Genomic DNA, 16967 nt, shown 5'->3' with positions numbered 1-16967 from the left:
TTCCATACCTCCTTTATGCTGTATTCCCTCTTCTATTCATCCAAGTTTAAAGCCTCAAGTTTGTAAACTGAAGGTGATGGAGCGGCAAATCCGTTTTCCAAGATTTCAATATTCGTTACCGCTTCTTCGTCTTTCACAAGTTTTGGCGCACCATTTACGATTGTTTCATACGCTGCATCATAGAAACGACCGTAATCACCAAGCGGCGTTTTAATTTGTTTTTCAATCCAATCACCGTTTGCATTGCGATATTTAGCAATTCCATAGTACATCGGCGAATCTTCACCAAATCCTGCACTCTCAGGCATAATACCCGCTTTCAGATCATTTTCCTGCTGATCTTCACCGTATTTAATAAACGATCCATTTGTTCCATGAACGATAAAGCGTGGATAATCTTTCGCTACAACATGATTCGTTTTTAGTTTAATTTTCAGCTGCTTTCCGTAATGTAGACCAACATCGAAATAGTTATCAACCGCACCTTCGACTTCATTATTACGAATATCGTATGTTACCGTATCTGGGCGGCCAAATAATGAAATCATACGGTCCATCGTATGAATACCTAAACTATAAAATGAACCTTCTTCTTTTGGACCTTCGTGAGTGATTGAACCAGGACGGAAATAATCAATATGTGATTCAACCTCAACAATATCACCAAGGAATCCTTGTTTCATAACTTGCTTAACTGCTAAGAAATCACCATCAAAACGACGGTTTTGATAAGGCATAACTACTACACCTTTCTCTCGTCCTAAAGCTAATAATTCTTTCGCATGTTCTACTGTATCGCAAAATGGTTTTTCAACGATAACTGATTTCCCAGCAAGTATAACTTGTTTCGCCAATTCATAGTGCGTATGTGCTGGTGTACAGATTGTCACTACTTGGATTTCTTTGTCATTCAACAATTCGTCCAAATCAGTAGTGAAACAAACACCTTTACTCTTATATGGAGCCGCTAATTCTTCATTAATTTTCCTTGCAAAAATCGTTTTTACTTTTATATTTTTACGTGTATTTACATACGGTAAGTGATAGCGGTTAGCTGATTTTCCAAATCCAATAAAGCCCATTGTTAATGTCATATTCTTCAACTTCCTTGCTCATAAATTTTCGATTCTATTTTTATTATCAAAAGTATATAGTTTTGATTTTGCAATTATATATTAAAAAAGTCGAGATAGAAATCATTGTTTGATTTCCATCCCGACTTTAAGTTATAGACTTATGTCCTACCATCATTTTATTTAAACTTGATAAGTAAAGAGCTATTAGCTTACATTCTCTTATTCATACATATAAGAACGTGTCATCGGAATTGTATCATTAATACCTTTTGTAAATACAAATTGATGTAAATCAATATTACCTGTAAAAAATGAAGCTGCACATGCATTTAAATATAAGCGCCACATACGAATAAATCGCTCATCTTTCGTTTTGCGAACTTCCTCTAGTACGTTTTCAAAATTTCGAGCCCAATGTTGTAATGTTTTCCCGTAATGTCTACGTAAGCTTTCCACATCAACAATGAAAAATTGTTCATTTGTCATGTTCGTGATTAATTCGTTAACAGCAGATGAGTAGTACGGCACTAAAAAGTACCTGTATTACTTTTTAGTATCTATATCACTTTAAAGTACGTACTTTTCATTATGTAAAATACATTTCATAATAGCATTTGTAAGAGTTGAGTAAGTCATGCAGTATTAGAAATCACCTTTTAGTACCCGTACTTTAAAGTGAGTATTTTTTAGCTGTTTCAATACTTTTATCATGCATTTTGTCAGACGATAAAATGACATGTTTTAATTTTCCCATCCATTCACAATGATGAATTAATTTTTAAATACATTTTAGGAGGATATCTATAATGAGTAAATTACTAAAAGAGAAAATCGGTTTTGGTACAGCACCACTAGGAAATATGTACCGTAATATCCCAGAAGAAGAAGCAATCGCTACAGTGGATGCTGCTTGGGAGAATGGTGTTCGTTACTTTGATACAGCTCCACTTTATGGATCTGGCTTAGCAGAAATTCGTCTTGGTGAAGCACTATCAAAAAGAAATCGTGATGATTACTTTTTAAGCACAAAAGTCGGTCGAACGATTTCAGATGAACTAGAAGATCCATCTGCACGTGATTTAGGTGAAAAAGGCGGACTTTTCGAATTTGGCCGTAAAAATAAAATGATCAATGACTATAGCGCAGATGCAACACTCCGTTCTATCGAGCAAAGTTTGAAACGTTTAAAAACAGATCGTCTAGACTTTGTTTTCATTCATGATTTAGCACAAGACTTTTATGGTGATGAGTGGATTTCACAATTTGAAACGGCTCGAACAGGAGCATTCCGTGCGCTAACACGTTTACGTGAAGAAGGAGTCATTAAGGGCTGGGGACTTGGAGTAAACAAAGTTGAATCAATTGAACTTATGCTTGATTTAGAAGAAGCTAAGCCAAATATATCCTTACTAGCTGGTCGTTATTCATTACTAGACCACGAGCGTGCCTTACAACGAGTAATGCCAGCAGCTGTAAAGCATAATATGGATATTGTTGTTGGTGGCCCATATAGCTCAGGTATTCTTGCTGGAGGTGCTCACTTCGAATATCAAAAAGCATCACTAGAAATTATTGCAAAAGTTGAGAAAATCAAAGCTCTTGCAGATCGTCACGAAATTAGCATCAAGGCTGCAGCATTACAATTTTCACTAGCGAATCCAGCAGTTGCTGCCGTTGTTCCTGGTGCAAGTAAACCGGAACGAATTGTAGAAGACCAAAACGCCTTAAACACAGTAATTCCAGCAGCATTCTGGGAAGAAATGCGCGAACAAAAACTAGTAGCACCTAATGCACCACTACCAATCAACGTAAAATAAATTGAAACCTTAATCAGTGGGGCAATCCCCCACTGATTATTTGCTCGCAAATATCGGGATAAAAAGGAGCGTAATGAATATGGCACATACTACTACATCTATGGAAATTTTCGGTTCACCTGAACAAGTATGGCAATTAATCGGAGGTTTCAACTCCCTTCCAGACTGGTTACCTTATATACCTAGCAGTAAATTAACTGAAGGCGGTCGTGTACGTCATCTAGCTAATCCAGATGGTGAAACAATTATAGAACGCTTAGAAGTATTCAATGATAAGGAACGCTACTACACGTATTCAATTATGAATGCACCATTTCCAGTCACTAATTATCTATCTACAATCCAAGTTAAAGAAGGTACCGAAAGTAACACATCGTTAGTAGAGTGGTCAGGTACGTTCACTCCTGTTGAGGTTAGTGATGAAGAGGCAATTAATCTGTTTCATGGCATCTATAGCGATGGGCTCAAAGCATTGCAGCATGCATTTCTAGATTGATCTACTAAAAACAATGAAAAGCAGAGCGATATCGCTTTGCTTTTCATTGTTTTCAGGTATATGAAATTATATCGACGTTTCGACAAAGGATATCGACTTACCGACAAATAACGACGTTTCAGCACTATAAAAACAGCAAAGCATCCAGTGCTTTGCCGCTTATCAAATTACTTTTTACGTATGAAACAACTTTCCTTCTACCGCCTTAATATATCTTTCAGCAGAACGTTCAACTGCCTCATTTGCATTTTCTTTTACTACTCGATGAAAAGCGTTGTATAAACGATTAAACTGTAACGGCTTCACTCGATTCACCATTTCTTCCACTTTTCTCGCTGGTAATGGAATTAAGTTTGGATAGCTGTACATGAAGCTTACCCATCGCTCATCCGCTACAACTTGAATAATATCACCTGTTAACAAAATTCCTTTTCCATCATTACCTTCTTCCCAATGTAAGACAGATCCACCTTTAAAATGACCTCCTAAACGATGAATGACCAATCCATCAGCTAATTGTAAAGACTCACCAGACCAATAAATAATACGACTACTCGGGCGCATCACCCACTCTTTATCATCTTCGTGTATATAAATTGGTACATCAAATGTCTCTGCCCATTCTACTTGCGTTGAATAATAATGAGGATGAGACAATGCAATTGCATCTAATCCGCCAAGCTCTTTTATTTTCGCAATTGTCATTTCATCTAAATAAGTAATGCAGTCCCATAATAATCGATATGATTCTGTTTTCACTACAAATGCTGTTTGACCGATCGCAAACCCTGGTTTTGTCGTAATACTATAAAGCCCATTTTCTTCTTCAATTATTTCATTTTTGTATGTATCATCTGTTTGCAAGTTTTCTAAAGTCGTCCAAGACTGCCCTTTCGGATTAACATATTGCCTTTCTTCATCACAAATATGACAACTCACCGGTTCTTCTACACCCGCTGCATACTGCACACCACACGTTGTACAAACGAAATTTTTCATCATAATTCCCCCTATCTCTAAATTTTTATTAAGCTGATTTTTGTTGATACTGATCTGCTTTTTTATTTTCAATTAACAAACTTATAAAAGTTAGGAAATAGACAACTGTAACTGATAATGGAATTACAGTAAATCCTTTTTCAGCAAAAAGAATCCCGCAAACTGACGTTACAAATACAGTCCCTACTGACAATAAACCATAACTTTTACTTTCATAAATCCATATGTACGGTACAAAATGAACACCTATTAACATTGCTACTACAAAAGGCAACCATTCTGGAAATTGAAAATAGGCAAGTAATACAAGCGGAATATTTAATACATTTATCCCACCAATTAATCCTGCTAAAATCCCTAACGGATTTCCTTTCGCAAACATATCAATTTTCAATATAGCAGCTATCATTAAGCCGAAAGGAAACACACATCCCATACCGATTAAATATACCCATACCACTTGTTTTTCCGAAAGAACAAAGCCCGTTATACTCATAACTATCCAAAATAAAACACCAGCTAATATAATCGGTAATCCTCTCTTCGTTTTTATTGCTAAATCCTTTTTTGCTTCTGAAACATTCATTTCACGATTTCCCCCAAAATATTTGTATTATAAAGTCACCTCAACCTCGCCCATCCAATAACGCCAAGCTACTAAATAATCTTCTAAATCTTTCGGGTGGTGCCTTAAACACGTATCTATACGCAAATATAAGCAAATAACTATTTCTTCATATAACTCACTGTCTTTTTTATGAAATACACATTGTTTCATCGCATAATTAATTACTTCTTTCGTTAAATCTTCCGGAGTTGAACAGAACGCATAAATTAAATCGTATATAGGATCTCCTAACACTGGTAAAGGATCAATTACACCGTGCAGCTTATTTCCTTGAAATATACAATTATGGAATCCAAGATCACCATGCAATAAAAATGGCTGATTTATTTCAGCGTCCCTCTTTGCTAATTTAAGAACAATTCTATACTCTTCTTTACTTATGTAACGTCTTACATTTTCATAAGCTTCCATCACATTTTTCGTTAAAAATTCATTCCAAGATTGAACCGGACTTTCTTTCCATCCCCAACCATCTATATCTGAAACTATTTCATACTTATTAATAACTTCTTTTACAAGGGTACTAAGCGTAATTCGTTTATGTCCCTGTTTGCACGAAGTACTACCTTTAAGGAAAGAATACACAATATATGTATGTAAAGGTTCCTTATACAAAAGATTTGAAAATATAGCGTTTCCCTCATAAAAAGAAAGAAAATAAGCTTCCTCACATATCACTTCCGCTTTATTCAGCTTTACAACGTATTTTCCATCCAACAAATATACAGTACTTGTCGTTCCTCCGTTCAACGCTTTTACGTTATTTGGATAACGTGAAATAACTTCCTCCTTAACTAATTGTGTAGCGATTACTGAAATGTCCATTCCCTCACCCTTTAATTCCGAAGATTCCTCAATTCAAAAGACAACTTTACTATTATTTGACAAACAAATAGGAAACCCCTTCCAAAATCATAATATAACAAAAATTCATTCACTTTTACATTTCAAAAATAAGGAAATACTAACAACAACGTTACATACATATAGGAGGACAATATGAAACCTGAATTTTTAAAAGCTGTACATGATGCCATCGGAAATGTCGAACACATTCATATAGAAGAAAGCGGTGCTGACAGCTTACTTATTCATCATGATGATGCACAGCAGTTACAACAAGTTGCTAAAACGCTAGAAAATAACAATTTTCGCTCTGCTTTAAGAACAACTGGAGATGCTTCGTATATTGAAGTATTGAACAGATAATGAAAGTCCGGATGTACTCCGGGCTTTCTTTTTTATAGTAAAACTTCAAACTCTTTCACATACACCGCTGTTCCCGCAATATCAATTTGTAACTTCTCATTTTTTACATCTTTCGTTACATATACCGTTACACGACCATCTTTATTCATTTCCTGTCCTTGTTCAACGATTAACTCCATTTCATGATTAAAATCTTTCTCCAAATACGTCGCATAATACGCTCCCATTACACCTGAAGCTGTTCCTGTCACTGGATCTTCAATCGTTCCAGCATAAGCTGATGAGAAATGACGCCCATGCATTTGCACCTGTTCATCATAAGTTTCTAAACAAACTGGATGAATAGAAGCATTAGGTATTTCTTTTAATACGGATGGGAATGCATCATTATGAGGTCTCATTCTCTCACATGCATCTAGATTTTTAATCGGTACAATTACAGTCCAGTTCCCCGTACTTCCATATACAATTGGTAAACTTACATCTAAATCATTTTCTTCTAAACCAATACTATGAGTTAATGCTTCTGTTGAACCTGCAAAATCTTTAAACTGAGGTGCTGCCTGCCTCATTTTAATAAAGGTTTCTCCATTTTCATTTACATCTATTTTTATCGGTAAAATCCCGGCCTTCGTTTCAATCGTAAGGTTATTTTTTTCTTCTAATAACCCTCTTTCACGCAAAGCAAATATTGTTCCAACTGTCCCATGACCACATAAATCCATTTCAAAACCAGGTGTAAAAAAGCGCATTCTTATATCTGCTACTTCTGAAGAAAGAACGAAAGAGGTTTCGTTAAATCCAACTTTTTCAGCAATACGCTGCATTTCCCCTTCCGTTAATCCATCCGCCTCTAATATAATACCTGCTGGATTCCCCATATTTGGTTTATTTGTAAATGCATCGTAATGTAATACGTTTATAGTCTTCATTTTCTTTTCCCCTAACCTTCTTTAAAAATCTTATAATAAAGCTCTATCTTCGTTTTCACCGAACAATTATTTCTCCAAAATATCCTCTGCATCTTTTCATTTGAAGTATGTGTGCTTCCGATGTAATAAGTAGCCCCCATTTCCTTTAACATATGCAACGATTGAAGATGCAGCTGGGAAGCAATTCCTTTCCCGCGATAATAAGGCATTACTCCAAAATAAAATAACCGTCCTTCACTTTCTGTTCCAGGTTCTATATGCGGTATGGACATACCAATCGGCTCATTTTTATCATAAAATACACTGCATGACTTTTCCCAACCTTTACCTAACTCTGTTTGCACTGAATAAAAATGCTCATCGATAGTTAAAATTGAAGTTTGATTCCCTGAATCCAACATACATTGTTCCCAAATATATTTAAATTCTTTTTCCGATAACGTTCCTTCTGCTATTGATCGATATGTATATTGTCTTTCAAGCTCTTCTACATTGTTCAATTCTCTACATACTTCTATCTTTGCGGCATACAAAGAAAAACCGGCATCAAGTAACACTCTCACACTTGAGTTATAACTACTAAACCTTTTGTTTAATACAATACTCGCTCTTTTTAACTCCCAATTAAAACAAACCTCTTCAAATCTACTTATCTTTTCTTTATATGTTTGTACGTTATAAAAAACATCTTCTTCTATTTCTTCAATTGTTACTGCATTCGGTAAGCCATTTAATACTTTTTTAGAGGGACCAAACAGATTCTGAATGATTGCAAGATCGTATATCACCACTTTAATTCACCTACACCTGGCTCAATAAACTTCCCTGAAACATCCTCGTTTGAATCTATTACCCAATCATATATATTTTTTGCTCCTTCAGCCGGAGTCATATTCGCATCAAAAGCACCAATGTCAGTCTTTAATTTTCCAGGGTGAATAGCAGTTACACGAATTCCTTTATGCTCAAACTCTTGTTGTAAGCAGAGCGTTAACATATTTTGTGCAGCTTTAGCAATTCGATATGAATATGAGAACTGACCTTGTGGAAACTCTTTGTTCGCCATTTTATGCAATGACCCTAATCGAGAAGACACATTTATGATTCTCGGATAATCCGATTTAGCTAAAGCCACATATGTACCTTTTACAGCTCGAATTACACCTAAGCAATGAATATTAAATAAATCCGTTAACTCTTCTGAATTCGTATGTAAAACCTCAGTCTCCTTCCCAGTAATTCCTGCGTTATTTATAACTAGATCAATATACTCTGTATATTCCTCAAGCTGATTTTTCATTTGCTCCGTACTCTCATCAATCGATAAGTCTGCCAATATAGGAAAACATCTACAACTAAACATTTGCTTCAATTGCGTTACCGCAACCTCAGTTCTAACTAATGGATAAACAATATGCCCATTTTCATAAAATACTTTTACTAACTGTAACCCTAATCCGCGATTTCCACCTGTAATTAGAACTCTCATATATCCATCTCCTTATTTTTGAAATAAATAAGAAAATCCATCCACTTACCATTCTCTAATGAAAACGCCTCTCTCTTGCATTCAAAAGAAAAACCTGTTCTTTCCGCAAGACGAACGGATGGTTCATTATCAACACGTATATGTAATTCGATTCTATGAAAATGAAGACTATTAAAAAATAACGAGATCACGGCTTTCACACTTTCCATGCCATATCCATTTTTCCAATATTGATTATGTATAGCATACCCCATCATTGCCCATTGATAGTCCATACGTAAAATTTTAATCAGCTCTAGCTTACCAATATTAGCTCCGTCTTCTTTACGAAAAATACCTAATACATACATCTCATCTCGATATGCTGCTTCATCAAAGCCTCTTATCCATTCCGTGAACCATTCTTTAGTTGATGATGCCATAACTTGATAACCATCGTCATATTTATACTGTGATGGTAACCTCTTATTAAATCCATCTAACCAACTTTCATAATCATCATTTTGGAATGGACGGATCATAAGTCTCTCTGTCTCTACCTGTAATAGCGGCAGCTTCATTTACATCTCTTCCCTTAATTAATATTCGAATATTCTTTATTATCTTACAAAAAATACAAAATCTAGTAAATTATTATGTTTTTAATAAACAAGGTTCTATTAAAATACAAAAGGAAACCCTGTTCTGAAGGGTTTCCTTTTGTCATCACACTACCAATGTTATCTATGATTTAAAACGGTATATTCTGTCTTTAATATTCCATAAACATCAACATCTTCATATGTATTTAATAAAAGTCTATTCTGTCTCAATGAGCCTTCTTTACGTAAACCCGACTTTTCTAACACCTTAATCGATGATCTGTTCCTCGAAATAGCAGATGCCCAAATTTTGTTTAGACCTAATTCGATAAAGCCAAAATAAATCATCCTGTTTACAGCCTCGGTTGCAAAACCCTTCCCCCAATAATTCTTACCAATCCAATAACCAAGCTCACCTCTATTGTTACCTTTATCAATTCTTAGTGTAATTGTACCTACAATTTCTCTTGATTCTTTAGAAATGATTCCTAAAGGGTATTCGATTCCTTTCCTTATAAGTTCTGGTTGCATATCAACCCAATCTTGCGCGAACTTCAATTTATATGGGTGTGGGAGGCCAAGAATATTGGCTAATTCCTTGTCATTGGCCAATTCTTTTATTCTACATACATCATCATTGGTAAAAGGTTCTATACATAAATGCTCAGTTTCTAATTTTATAGCCATATTTTCTCCCCCTTGTACTGAAATTAATTAACTTCCTTTATTTTCAATATTACACTAAAAATAAACAAAAAGTTTCAAATATTAACAATACCCACTAACAAAACCATAAACAAAAAATCCAGTCATGCTCACTGCATAACTGGATTCCTCATCATCTAATTACTTTTTATTTTACAAGTACACCTTCTCTTAATTCCCTCTTCAACACTTTCCCTAAAGCATTTTTCGGTAATTTGTCCATAAATACAACTTCTGGTATTTTATAACTTGCCAGTTTCTCTTTACAGTGCTGCATAATTTCTTCTTCTGTTAAAGACGTTTGCATGTCTTTTACAATATACGCTGTCGGAATCTCTCCCCAAAAGTCATCCGGAACTCCAACTACTGCAACTTCTAAAACACCATGTATTTCATGAATAACATCTTCTACTTGATCTGGATATACGTTGTCACCACCGCGTATGATAACGTCTTTATATCTTCCCATAATATGCAGGAATCCGTCATCATCTATCATGCCAGCATCGCCCATGTTAAACCAATTATCTTGTACTACCTTTTTTGTCGCCTTTTCATTATTCCAATACCCTTTAAACATGTATGGACTTCTTACATGAATCTCGCCAACTTCATTTGTTGTTAGTTCATCACCTGTTTCTGGATGAACAATTTTTAACTCTACATGTTTCAAAGTTTTCCCTACAGAAGACATCTTTTCTTTTCCCATCATTGGATGCCATGAAGTTACAACCCAACCTTCTGTACTCCCATATCCTTGCACCATATATATTCCTTTTTCCATATATTTTTGAATGAGTGTTTCTGGCACTTTTGTACCACCACTTTGTGCTACTTTAAAAGTTGAAATGTTACGTTCTTTTTTATTTAGCTCATCAAGCATGTAGCTATAAACAGCTGGGAATGCAAGCATCGTAGTAATTTTCTCTTCTTCAATCTTATCCCAAATAAGAGCAGGATTCGAATCAGCTAAAAAGATCATCGTAACACCATGATAAATACAATTTAAAATAGAAAGCACTCCACTCATATGAAATAATGGATGCACGGATAAAAAGCGTTCACCTGCTGGAAATTCTCTTTGGCCCGCAATCTCAGAAAAATAATGATGTAAGTTTTCATGTCCAATTACACATGCTTTTGCCTGTCCAGTCGTTCCTGAAGTAAATAAGTAAATCGCATCATCATCTTCATGAACTTCTACGTTCGGTTCTGTCATTGGCTGTTCTTGTAATGTTAATTCAAATGAACCAAAGCCTTCTTCTGTCGTTTTAATTACATAAGGAATTTCTTTAACAGCATCAATCTTTAATAAAATCCCTTTAAATTCTTCATCAATAACTAACACTTTTAATTTTGCTTCTTTTACAATCTTTTCTAATTCAAAAGCAGTAAGCTGATGATTGAGCGGAATACATACAGCTCCAATTTTTAAACTTGCCATCATAACGCTTGGAAACGGATGATTATTTTTGCATAGTATTCCAATACGATCCCCTCTTTGTACACCGTTATGTAGCAAATAGTGTGCAAGCTGATTTACTCGTTCATTATACTGCTGAAACGAATACCTTTTCTCTCCCCCTACAAGCGCTTCCAAATTTGGTGATTGCATTGCTCTTTTTTGTAATAATTTTTGCATCGTTCTCAAGTAAAACTCCCCTTTATATATGTTAGGTTTTTATTTTACCAGATTAACTATTAATTTACTAAAGATTACACTTAGTGAATATAAATTCAATAAAAATAGCCATCTACTTAACAAGTAAATGGCTATTTCCTCTTATATATTAGAATACTCCTTATTCATCACATAGCTCACATACTCCGGTGCACTTTTATTAATCTCTTCATCACTTAGTTTATATTCGGCACCATATAAATAAAATGAAGGTATAAATTTCATGTCTGTATATAAGCACGTAGCTTGAAATGGTTTCGTTAACTCATCCATAGTAATTCCACTATTTGTATAATCTTTTTCTAAACCACCTATAGAAATTGCCACACCAAACTCTTTCCCCTTCACTTTATCTCCTTTTGATCCGTACGCAAATCCATATGTTAATACATCGTCAAACCATTTTTTTAATAATGGTGGTGAACTGTACCAATAAAGCGGAAATTGAAATATATATCTGTCATGTTCTACTAATAGCTTTTGCTCTTCTTCAATATTAAACTCCCAATTCGGTGCCGCTTTATATAATTCATGCACCGTTATTTCATCCGAATGTTTCTCAAGTTCTTCGATCCATCTTTTATTAATTTTTGATTTTTCAATATGAGGGTGTGCTACAATTACAAGTGTTCTCATCATTTCCCATCCCCTTTATAAATTATTCAAACCTTTACGTATTAGTATGAATGAGTTACATATAATTGAAAAGTACGTACTTTCAGGTACTATAGGAACCTTGAGGTACCTTTGGAGGTGTTATATGAATCAAAATGATGACTGCCCAATTGCAACGACACTCGATGTAATCGGCGGAAAATGGAAAGTTTATATTTTATGTGTTTTGATGGATGGAAAAATGCGAACAAATGAAATTAAACGAGAAATTCCAAACCTTACACAAAAAGTTCTTACACAACAACTTAGGCAACTTGAAGCTGATGGGATTATCCATCGTACCGTATATCAAGAAGTACCACCAAAGGTTGAGTACACACTAAGTGAGCACGGAAAATCTTTAATGAAAATTATGAATGAACTATTTGAATGGGGAAAAGGTCATCAGATCAAAAGATTACATGACTAAAAGAACATTACCGTCTTTATTAAATCTTCTACATTCATATTAGTAGTTCAATATTTCTACTGAAAATTTATATTAGAGGTGCTCCAACAACTCGTAATTTAGAACCCCAAATCTTTCAGAAGTAAAAAACAATAACATTCATCTATAAATACTCTTTATAACAAAAGTATCCTATACTTTTTACCTTATATTTTATTCGGACACTTTTTATTAATTGAACCGCATCCTAGTTGTTAGACATATAGTCAACAATTTGAGATGTGGTTTTATTATGCCTAGAAAAATACAGGCTATCTCATAATCATAGTAAAACATCATCACTGCATTTGACACTATATATTGATCACCGCTAATCTTTTAAAATATCCCCCTATGAATGTATCCTTTTGCGAATTATAACAATAACAAATAAAAATTACCGCTATAATAATCTGAAGTGGAATATGCACAAACATCGGGACTTTCTTCAACCCTAGTTCTACATGCTCCATATAATTAACAGCAATCATAAGTGATAGATGGACTACAATTGTGTCCTGTTTTCGGAATTCACTTCATAGAAAGGAACATCTTTAATAATAATTATTTTAATACCACTCTTTTCTTAACTGTTACTCTAGTAACTGGTCGATGGGGTTTCTTTTTTGGGAGCTTAATGGCTAGTTTTATTAGTCGAATAACAGCTCTCATCAACTTTAAAAATCATGACTGCAGACAAAATACTTTGCAAAGAGTTCCTGTACAAGGTAATTTTTCACATAGACTTACCAAATAGCGTTTTTATAAAAAAATTCTCACATTTAAATTGGACAAGCATATTTTATTATATGGGGACTCCCTACTCATAGAAAACTACCTTTCTATTCTAAGAGCACGCATATTTGTGTGCTCTTAAATTATTTACAATAAAATAAAGAGTTTATTAATTTTATTAATTCACTATCGGAAAAGCACCCATAATAACATCTTTATATTTATCTATTGTTTTTTGATTTTTATAAAACTATATTATTTTGGAGTTGGTTAATACGTTACAAAAAACTGACCGTGTAATCATTATGGTCCCTCCATTTTCACAAGTGTTTGTTACATTTTACTCATCATCAGGAGAACTTCTTTCATCACAAGTCTTATCTAATACCTCTCCACATCCTGTATCAATGTATGCACTTAATGAAATTGAAAGCGAATTATTTGAAGTCGAGTTAAAACCACTACTACTTCATTAAAACTACGAATAGCGGAAAGACCTTTACAACTCCCACATGGAACTACAGCAGTAGCATTTTTAGCAAAAATAGCACAAGCAGAAGAAGCTGCAGACATGCTATATAGCTTTAACTACACACTTACTATGTAGACTTCTCCTAGGAACTTCATTTTAGTTTCCGAGGAAACTAAAATGAAGTATAATTATATATGTACAATAGATAGCATTAATAAATCTATTTACAATTTTTCACATTATCTCTTAAACAATTAAATAAATGGAGGGCATGATATGGACAATTATTATGATGTAGCGGTAGTTGGTGGTGGTCCAGTTGGACTTATGGCAGCATGTGAATTAGCTATCCAAGGCGTAAAAGTTGTTGTTTTAGAGAGAAGATTAGACCGGGTACGAAATTCTAGAGCACTCACACTACACCCCCGCTCCTTAGAATTGATGGCTATGAGAGGTATTGCAGATCGATTTTTAGCTAGAGGAAAGAAATTAAATACAAGTCATTTTGCTGCCTTAGATACAAGATTAAACTTTAAAAATTTAAATACTGATTTTCCGTATACACTTTTTATTCCCCAATCTATTACAGAAGAAATATTAGAAGAACGTGCATTAGAATTAGGCGTAGTCATTAAACGCGGGCATACTCTGAAAGACTTAAAACAATATGAAACATTCGTACAACTAGAAATAGAACAAAGAGAAACAATATATAAAATAGAAGTTCCATATGTAATAGGAGCTGATGGAGCAAGAAGTATAGTTCGTCAATTATCAAATATACCGTTTAATGGAACAAACACAACAACTACTGCTATATTAGGTGATGTTATTTTAGAAGATATACCAGATACTCCATTTTTATCTACTTCTAATATAAATGGGATATTAATGATGGTACCTATTACAACTGATGTATTTCGTTTTGCAATTGTTGATCCTAAGAATCAGACAATACCTGTTCATGTTGCTGTTACAGAAAAAGAGTTTATAGATAGTATTTATAGTATTACAGGTGAACATCTTCAAATTAAGAGCACAATATGGCTTTCTCGTTTTGGCAATGCAACCAAACTAGCAAATACTTATCAACATAAGCGTGTATTCTTAGCAGGGGATGCAGCACATATTCATTTCCCTGCTGGAGGACAAGGTTTGAATGTAGGTCTACAAGATGCTTTTAATATAGGCTGGAAATTAGGACTCGCAATAAAACAAAAAAAATATGAAAGCCTATTAGAAAGTTATCATATTGAAAGACATGCTGTGGGAAAACAATTTTTCAAGGAAGTACAAGCGCAAGAACAATTAATGATAAACTTTTCAAACGCAGGAATGGGATTAAGGGATTTATTTTCGCACCTACTTACATACCCCGAGATAAATCACGATTTATCTGAAAGAGTAAGTGGCTTAGGGATAATGTATTCGTCGATGCACGATACAGAAAGGCATCCATTGATAGGAAAAAGATGTACAAATCTCACTATTTCTTCTCTAAATAAGAAAAGTTATAAACTCTTTGAATTAATGCAGGATGGTAAATTTATCTTATTAATACACCCTTCTTATATAGATAAGATAAATAAAATAAATATTGATTCACACATAAAGGTAATAATAGGAGAAATACAAGATTCCAAGTTAAAAAATATAGATACCGTTTTGATTCGACCGGATGGTCACATAGCCGACATTGAGTATAACAAGGTAGATAACTGCGAATAGACCAGAAAAATGATTATCAATTGTATTAGTGATACAAGATAAATTCACTTTTATAAAACGAAAAGAATCCTATTTATTTAGGACTCTCTTCGTTTTGCACATCTCACTATTGATAAAAACATATCTACAACGGAAGAAACACTACATTTACAGTTAACTATAAAATCCCGTTCCAAAGGACTACCCCAAACTCCCCACCTACATACTCCCATGATCAAAAATATTTGTCTCTATTTCATATAAAGTATGATAAGCATCCATAAAGATAAAGCACCAAGGATAGCAAGCACTATACGAGTAGATAGTATCCTTACTTCGAAATCGGTTTTCTTGGATGGTTCAGGATATGCAATTACATAAATCCCTTTTAATAGTGCGAGCCATGCAATAAGTGTAATGAGTCCCTGCCAATTAAGTGTCCAAACATTATGTAAAATAACAGTACCTAACCCGAGGAACATTGATAGAAAGCCATACATAATTCCAAATCCTCTGTCTTCTACCACTATTTTTTTCAGTTCACGTAGTATAGATGGTCGCACAAAAAGTATTCCTGAGATGATAACCGTTATCCACCCCCAAAAAAATCCTAAAAAAAGGCTTACCTCCATTGTTACTTCACTCCTTTCAATTACATTTATATTTCAGTTATTTTCCCTTTAGTATTAGATCTATAGATAAAAAACTAAAAATGTAACTTTGGAGTAAAGTCGTACTCTTTATAAAATATTTCATGTGTACATAAATAATCCTTCACCTTGTTAAATTTAACAAGGTGAAGATCATACAATATTATTAAATAAATAAAATAATCTAACTAAGACGTATAACAAATTAATAACCAGTCTACATACAACTTATGTTAGTAAGAAAATCACATACACTTATACATATTACTTTTGTATAAAATCTTAAAAATTGTAGTCACAGAATTACTTTAGCATCCTCTTCTTAATGTCTAGACAATCAGTATTTAAACTAAACATGCTAATATTGATTTTGTGCGATTGTCAGTTACCTCATAATAAATTTCTAATCCTTTCCGAGTACCTGTAACCATTTTAGCAGCTTTTAGTTTAGATAAATGTTGACTAATTGTACTTTGAGGCATTTGTAAATCCCCATACATTGTCGTTACATTAGTAGGACCTTTTGCAAGCATTATTTTTACTAAGGATAAACGAACAGGATGCGCCAATACCTTTAGTACTTCAGAGATTTCTTCAAACATTTCTTTTTGTTCTTTCATCTTATTTCTCCCCTTTTATATACATATTTATGTTATCCATATATATAATTCGAAGGCATATACGATTT

The 16967-nt window shown here is 34.0% G+C and carries 19 protein-coding genes and 1 pseudogene; 6 read left to right on the top strand and 14 right to left on the bottom strand.

The genetic code is table 11. The features are described from left to right. Positions 1-32: 32 nt before the first annotated feature. Together DM800_RS04120 and DM800_RS04115 are read right to left on the bottom strand one after the other, a co-directional pair. Positions 33-1094, bottom strand: a complete 1062-nt coding sequence (locus DM800_RS04120) for an oxidoreductase (protein ID WP_147786477.1) — start codon at positions 1092-1094, stop codon at positions 33-35. A gap of 201 nt (positions 1095-1295) precedes the next feature. Next, a pseudogene (locus DM800_RS04115) lies at positions 1296-1595 on the bottom strand (cyclopropane-fatty-acyl-phospholipid synthase); the annotation flags it as partial. Positions 1596-1882: 287 nt separating this feature from the next. Here DM800_RS04115 and DM800_RS04110 point away from each other — a divergent pair. Both DM800_RS04110 and DM800_RS04105 read left to right on the top strand, forming a co-directional pair. Further along, positions 1883-2893, top strand: a complete 1011-nt coding sequence (locus DM800_RS04110; RefSeq protein ID WP_147786476.1) for an aldo/keto reductase — start codon at positions 1883-1885, stop codon at positions 2891-2893. A gap of 79 nt (positions 2894-2972) precedes the next feature. Beyond that, positions 2973-3389: an SRPBCC family protein gene (locus DM800_RS04105; protein WP_147786475.1), complete on the top strand. Its 417-nt coding sequence runs from the start codon at positions 2973-2975 to the stop codon at positions 3387-3389. Positions 3390-3563: 174 nt separating this feature from the next. Here DM800_RS04105 and DM800_RS04100 read toward each other — a convergent pair whose 3' ends face one another. Genes DM800_RS04100 through DM800_RS04090 form a run of 3 tightly spaced genes read right to left on the bottom strand, consistent with a single transcriptional unit; the run spans position 3564 to position 5841 of the window. Next, positions 3564-4391 carry an MBL fold metallo-hydrolase gene (locus DM800_RS04100; protein ID WP_147786474.1) on the bottom strand — a complete coding sequence of 276 codons (828 nt, stop codon included), beginning with the start codon at positions 4389-4391 and terminating at the stop codon, positions 3564-3566. A 25-nt stretch (positions 4392-4416) separates the two neighbouring features. Further along, positions 4417-4974 (bottom strand): DUF7010 family protein, encoded by a 558-nt coding sequence (locus DM800_RS04095; RefSeq protein WP_147786473.1) that lies wholly within the window; start codon positions 4972-4974, stop codon positions 4417-4419. 27 nt (positions 4975-5001) lie between these two features. Continuing rightward, positions 5002-5841, bottom strand: coding sequence for an aminoglycoside phosphotransferase family protein (locus DM800_RS04090; RefSeq protein ID WP_147786472.1), 840 nt, complete (start codon positions 5839-5841; stop codon positions 5002-5004). 174 nt (positions 5842-6015) lie between these two features. Between DM800_RS04090 and DM800_RS04085 the strand changes: the two genes are divergently transcribed. After that, on the top strand, positions 6016-6225 hold the full coding sequence (locus tag DM800_RS04085) for a hypothetical protein (protein WP_000801653.1): 210 nt from the start codon (positions 6016-6018) through the stop codon (positions 6223-6225). Between the two features lie 32 nt (positions 6226-6257). Here DM800_RS04085 and DM800_RS04080 read toward each other — a convergent pair whose 3' ends face one another. The 7 genes from DM800_RS04080 to DM800_RS04050 form a co-directional block, all read right to left on the bottom strand. Beyond that, entirely contained in the window at positions 6258-7157 is a 900-nt protein-coding gene (locus DM800_RS04080) for a PhzF family phenazine biosynthesis protein (RefSeq protein WP_046957883.1), read from the bottom strand. A gap of 11 nt (positions 7158-7168) precedes the next feature. Continuing rightward, positions 7169-7945 carry a GNAT family N-acetyltransferase gene (locus tag DM800_RS04075; RefSeq protein WP_147786471.1) on the bottom strand — a complete coding sequence of 259 codons (777 nt, stop codon included), beginning with the start codon at positions 7943-7945 and terminating at the stop codon, positions 7169-7171. Then, positions 7942-8646 (bottom strand): SDR family NAD(P)-dependent oxidoreductase, encoded by a 705-nt coding sequence (locus DM800_RS04070; RefSeq protein WP_147786470.1) that lies wholly within the window; start codon positions 8644-8646, stop codon positions 7942-7944. The genes DM800_RS04075 and DM800_RS04070 overlap by 4 nt, the downstream gene beginning before the upstream one ends. Continuing rightward, positions 8643-9206, bottom strand: coding sequence for a GNAT family N-acetyltransferase (locus DM800_RS04065; RefSeq protein ID WP_147786469.1), 564 nt, complete (start codon positions 9204-9206; stop codon positions 8643-8645). The genes DM800_RS04070 and DM800_RS04065 overlap by 4 nt, the downstream gene beginning before the upstream one ends. A 159-nt stretch (positions 9207-9365) precedes the next feature. Beyond that, positions 9366-9914, bottom strand: coding sequence for a GNAT family N-acetyltransferase (locus DM800_RS04060; RefSeq protein ID WP_147786468.1), 549 nt, complete (start codon positions 9912-9914; stop codon positions 9366-9368). Positions 9915-10080: 166 nt separating this feature from the next. Continuing rightward, positions 10081-11583, bottom strand: a complete 1503-nt coding sequence (locus tag DM800_RS04055; protein WP_147786467.1) for a class I adenylate-forming enzyme family protein — start codon at positions 11581-11583, stop codon at positions 10081-10083. Between the two features lie 132 nt (positions 11584-11715). Beyond that, positions 11716-12249: an NAD(P)H-dependent oxidoreductase gene (locus DM800_RS04050; protein ID WP_033662739.1), complete on the bottom strand. Its 534-nt coding sequence runs from the start codon at positions 12247-12249 to the stop codon at positions 11716-11718. A gap of 124 nt (positions 12250-12373) precedes the next feature. Between DM800_RS04050 and DM800_RS04045 the strand changes: the two genes are divergently transcribed. The 3 genes from DM800_RS04045 (at position 12374) to DM800_RS04030 (ending at position 15650) form a co-directional block, all read left to right on the top strand. Beyond that, positions 12374-12697 carry a winged helix-turn-helix transcriptional regulator gene (locus DM800_RS04045; protein ID WP_046957878.1) on the top strand — a complete coding sequence of 108 codons (324 nt, stop codon included), beginning with the start codon at positions 12374-12376 and terminating at the stop codon, positions 12695-12697. A gap of 1013 nt (positions 12698-13710) precedes the next feature. Next, positions 13711-13926 carry a hypothetical protein gene (locus tag DM800_RS29080; RefSeq protein ID WP_179864967.1) on the top strand — a complete coding sequence of 72 codons (216 nt, stop codon included), beginning with the start codon at positions 13711-13713 and terminating at the stop codon, positions 13924-13926. A gap of 272 nt (positions 13927-14198) precedes the next feature. Further along, positions 14199-15650 carry an FAD-dependent oxidoreductase gene (locus DM800_RS04030; protein WP_147786465.1) on the top strand — a complete coding sequence of 484 codons (1452 nt, stop codon included), beginning with the start codon at positions 14199-14201 and terminating at the stop codon, positions 15648-15650. Positions 15651-15880: 230 nt separating this feature from the next. Here DM800_RS04030 and DM800_RS04025 read toward each other — a convergent pair whose 3' ends face one another. Beyond that, positions 15881-16261: a hypothetical protein gene (locus DM800_RS04025; RefSeq protein ID WP_147786464.1), complete on the bottom strand. Its 381-nt coding sequence runs from the start codon at positions 16259-16261 to the stop codon at positions 15881-15883. 362 nt (positions 16262-16623) lie between these two features. Next, positions 16624-16899, bottom strand: coding sequence for an ArsR/SmtB family transcription factor (locus DM800_RS04020; RefSeq protein WP_000662958.1), 276 nt, complete (start codon positions 16897-16899; stop codon positions 16624-16626). Positions 16900-16967: the final 68 nt, after the last annotated feature.

The sequence above is a fragment of the Bacillus sp. AY18-3 genome (assembly GCF_008042305.1).
In the GTDB taxonomy this organism is placed as follows: domain Bacteria; phylum Bacillota; class Bacilli; order Bacillales; family Bacillaceae_G; genus Bacillus_A; species Bacillus_A wiedmannii.
Note: the sequence above shows the minus strand (reverse complement) of the source record. Positions and strands in the feature narration are given on the sequence as shown.

Bases quoted from the DNA above. Each gene is read 5' to 3' on its own strand.
- DM800_RS04070 (WP_147786470.1), bottom strand. From the start codon at position 8,646: ATGAGAGTTCTAATTACAGGTGGAAATCGCGGATTAGGGTTACAGTTA.
- DM800_RS04045 (WP_046957878.1), top strand. From the start codon at position 12,374: ATGAATCAAAATGATGACTGCCCAATTGCAACGACACTCGATGTAATC.
- DM800_RS04020 (WP_000662958.1), bottom strand. From the start codon at position 16,899: ATGAAAGAACAAAAAGAAATGTTTGAAGAAATCTCTGAAGTACTAAAG.
- DM800_RS04065 (WP_147786469.1), bottom strand. From the start codon at position 9,206: ATGAAGCTGCCGCTATTACAGGTAGAGACAGAGAGACTTATGATCCGT.
- DM800_RS04120 (WP_147786477.1), bottom strand. From the start codon at position 1,094: ATGACATTAACAATGGGCTTTATTGGATTTGGAAAATCAGCTAACCGC.
- DM800_RS04105 (WP_147786475.1), top strand. From the start codon at position 2,973: ATGGCACATACTACTACATCTATGGAAATTTTCGGTTCACCTGAACAA.
- DM800_RS04030 (WP_147786465.1), top strand. From the start codon at position 14,199: ATGGACAATTATTATGATGTAGCGGTAGTTGGTGGTGGTCCAGTTGGA.
- DM800_RS04090 (WP_147786472.1), bottom strand. From the start codon at position 5,841: ATGGACATTTCAGTAATCGCTACACAATTAGTTAAGGAGGAAGTTATT.
- DM800_RS04095 (WP_147786473.1), bottom strand. From the start codon at position 4,974: ATGAATGTTTCAGAAGCAAAAAAGGATTTAGCAATAAAAACGAAGAGA.
- DM800_RS04060 (WP_147786468.1), bottom strand. From the start codon at position 9,914: ATGGCTATAAAATTAGAAACTGAGCATTTATGTATAGAACCTTTTACC.
- DM800_RS04025 (WP_147786464.1), bottom strand. From the start codon at position 16,261: ATGGAGGTAAGCCTTTTTTTAGGATTTTTTTGGGGGTGGATAACGGTT.
- DM800_RS04085 (WP_000801653.1), top strand. From the start codon at position 6,016: ATGAAACCTGAATTTTTAAAAGCTGTACATGATGCCATCGGAAATGTC.
- DM800_RS04100 (WP_147786474.1), bottom strand. From the start codon at position 4,391: ATGATGAAAAATTTCGTTTGTACAACGTGTGGTGTGCAGTATGCAGCG.
- DM800_RS04110 (WP_147786476.1), top strand. From the start codon at position 1,883: ATGAGTAAATTACTAAAAGAGAAAATCGGTTTTGGTACAGCACCACTA.
- DM800_RS04080 (WP_046957883.1), bottom strand. From the start codon at position 7,157: ATGAAGACTATAAACGTATTACATTACGATGCATTTACAAATAAACCA.
- DM800_RS04050 (WP_033662739.1), bottom strand. From the start codon at position 12,249: ATGAGAACACTTGTAATTGTAGCACACCCTCATATTGAAAAATCAAAA.